Origin of the sequence: Rhodococcus sp. NPDC047139 (genome assembly GCF_040643435.1) — a bacterium.
Lineage (GTDB): Bacteria > Actinomycetota > Actinomycetes > Mycobacteriales > Mycobacteriaceae > Rhodococcus.
In genome coordinates, this window is sequence record NZ_JBEYUH010000042.1 from 1 (window position 1) to 2,604 (window position 2,604).

At 65.1% G+C, this 2,604-nt stretch carries 1 protein-coding gene; it reads right to left on the reverse strand.

Annotated features, from left to right (window positions below; genetic code table 11):
* Positions 1–2,550 (reverse strand): amino acid adenylation domain-containing protein (locus tag ABZ789_RS22585; protein WP_358428890.1); only part of this gene is annotated, 2,550 nt, incomplete at its 3' end.
* Positions 2,551–2,604: the final 54 nt, after the last annotated feature.

Genomic DNA, 2,604 nt, shown 5'->3' on the forward strand with positions numbered 1-2,604 from the left:
CCAGTAGGCGAGTTGTCGGGAGATCAGCGAATCCGGATCGTCCTCCGACCCGAGGACCTGCCGCTGCCACAGGGCGTAATCGGCATACTGCACCGCCAGCGGCTGCCAGGACGGCGCCGCCCCCGCACACCGCGCGGTGTAGGCGAGCATCAGATCCCTCGCGAACGGCACCATCGACGAGCCGTCGGCACTGATGTGATGCACCACCGCACCGAGCACGAACTCACCCTCGGCAACCCGGAACAACTCCACCCGCACCGGAATCTGCGAGGTCACATCGAACCGAGTGGTCACCAACTCGAACAATTTCCGCTCGAGCTCCTCACCGGAGACCACCACCGGCTCCAACGACACCGACGGAACCGGCAGAATCCGCTGCGCCGGACCGTCCACCGTCTCCGGATACACCGTCCGCAACGACTCGTGCCGGGCGAAGACATCCCCCACCGCCTCGGCCAGCACCGCAACATCAACCTGCCCCCGCAACCGCAGAGCCATCGGAATGTTGTACGCCGTCGACTCGGTATCGAACCGGTTCAGGAACCACATCCGCGTCTGCGCCAACGACAACGGCACATTCTCCGGCCGCTCCTGCGCCACCAACGCCGCCCGAGCACCGCTACCGACCTGCGATTCGAGCGCCGCCGCCAACGCCCCCACCGTCGACGCCTCGAAGAACATCCGCACCGGCACATCGGTATCGAGCGCAGCACCGATCCGCGCCACCACCTTCGTCGCCAGCAACGAGTTACCACCGAGCTCGAAGAAATCGTCGTCGACACCGACCCGCGCCAGCTCGAGCACATCCCCGAACACCTGCGCCACGATCTCCTCCACCGGCGTCGCCGGCGCCCGGAACTCACGCACCGCGAACACCGGAGCCGGCAACGCCCGACGATCCAACTTGCCGTTGACCGTCAACGGAATCGCCGCCAACACCACGAACGCCGACGGCACCATGTAATCGGGCAACTGCTCGGACACATGCGCACGCAGACCCTCCGGATCCACATCCACACCCTCGGCCGCAACCACATACGCCACGATCCGCTGATCACCCGGGGTGTCCTCACGCACCACCACGGCCACCTGCGCCACCGACACATCCGACAGCACCGCCGCCTCGACCTCACCGAGCTCGATACGGAAACCGCGCACCTTCACCTGATCATCGGCACGCCCGAGATACTCGAGCTCCCCGTCCCGACCCCACCGAGCCACATCCCCGGTGCGATACAACAACGAGCCATCGGCCGCGAACGGATCGGCCACGAACCGCGCCGCCGTCAACGACGGACGACCGTGATAACCACGAGCCAACTGCCCACCGGCGACATACAACTCCCCGCCGACCCCCGCCGGAACCGGACGCAGACGACGATCCAGCACGAACACCCGCAAACCGGAAATCGCCTCACCGACAATACTTCCGGCCGCAGTACGCGCCGTCACCTCATCGATACGACGATGCGACACATGCACCGTCGTCTCGGTGATGCCATACATGTTCACCAACTGCGGAACACGATCACCCCGACGCTCGAACCACGGCACCAGACGCCGCAACTCCAACGCCTCACCACCGAAGATCACATACCGCAACGCCAACTCCGGCACCGGAGAAGCCGTCCGATCCACCTCGGCCAACTGATAGAACGCCGACGGCGTCTGATTCAACACCGTCACCCGCTCCCGCTCGAGCAACTCCAGGAACTGCTGCGGCGAACGCGAAGTGAAGTAATCGACCACCACCAACGTTCCGCCGTAGAGCAACGCCCCCCACAACTCCCACACCGAGAAGTCGAAAGCATACGAATGGAACATCGTCCACACGTCATCGGCGCCGAACCCGTACACCGACTCGGTATCGGCCAACAACCGCACCACATTCCGATGCGGAACCAACACACCCTTCGGACGCCCCGTCGAACCCGACGTATAGATCACATACGCCACCGACTCCGGCACCAACGCACCACGACGCTCCGAAGCGACGATCACATCCGAGGACACCTGCCCCAGATCCACCCGATCGACCTCGACCACCCGCACCCCGGCACCGAAATCAACCTCACGACCCGACCACGACACCACACACGCCGGAGCCGAATCCTCCACCACATACGCCAACCGATCAGCCGGATACGACGGATCCAACGGCACATACGCACCACCGGCCTGCACCACCGCCAGCAACGCCACCACCAGATCCACCGACCGCGGCAACGCCACCCCGACCAACGACTCCGGCCCGACCCCCAGATCGATCAGATGCCGCGCCAGACGCCGCGACCGCGCCGCCAACTCCGCATACGACACCCGCTCGTCACCGAACACCACCGCCGTCGCATCCCCGGCAACAGCAACACGCTCGTCGAACAACTCCACCAACGTGACCGCACCCACGGCACCCACACCGCGACCCGGCCACCGACCCACCACCAACTCACGCTCGACCGAATCCAGAATCTCCAGATCCCCCACCGGAACCCGCGAATCCGCCACCACCGCAGCCAACACCCGCAGATACCGCTCCGCGAACCCACGCACCGTCGACTCATCGAACAAATCCACCGCATACGTCAACGTCGCCGACATACCCGC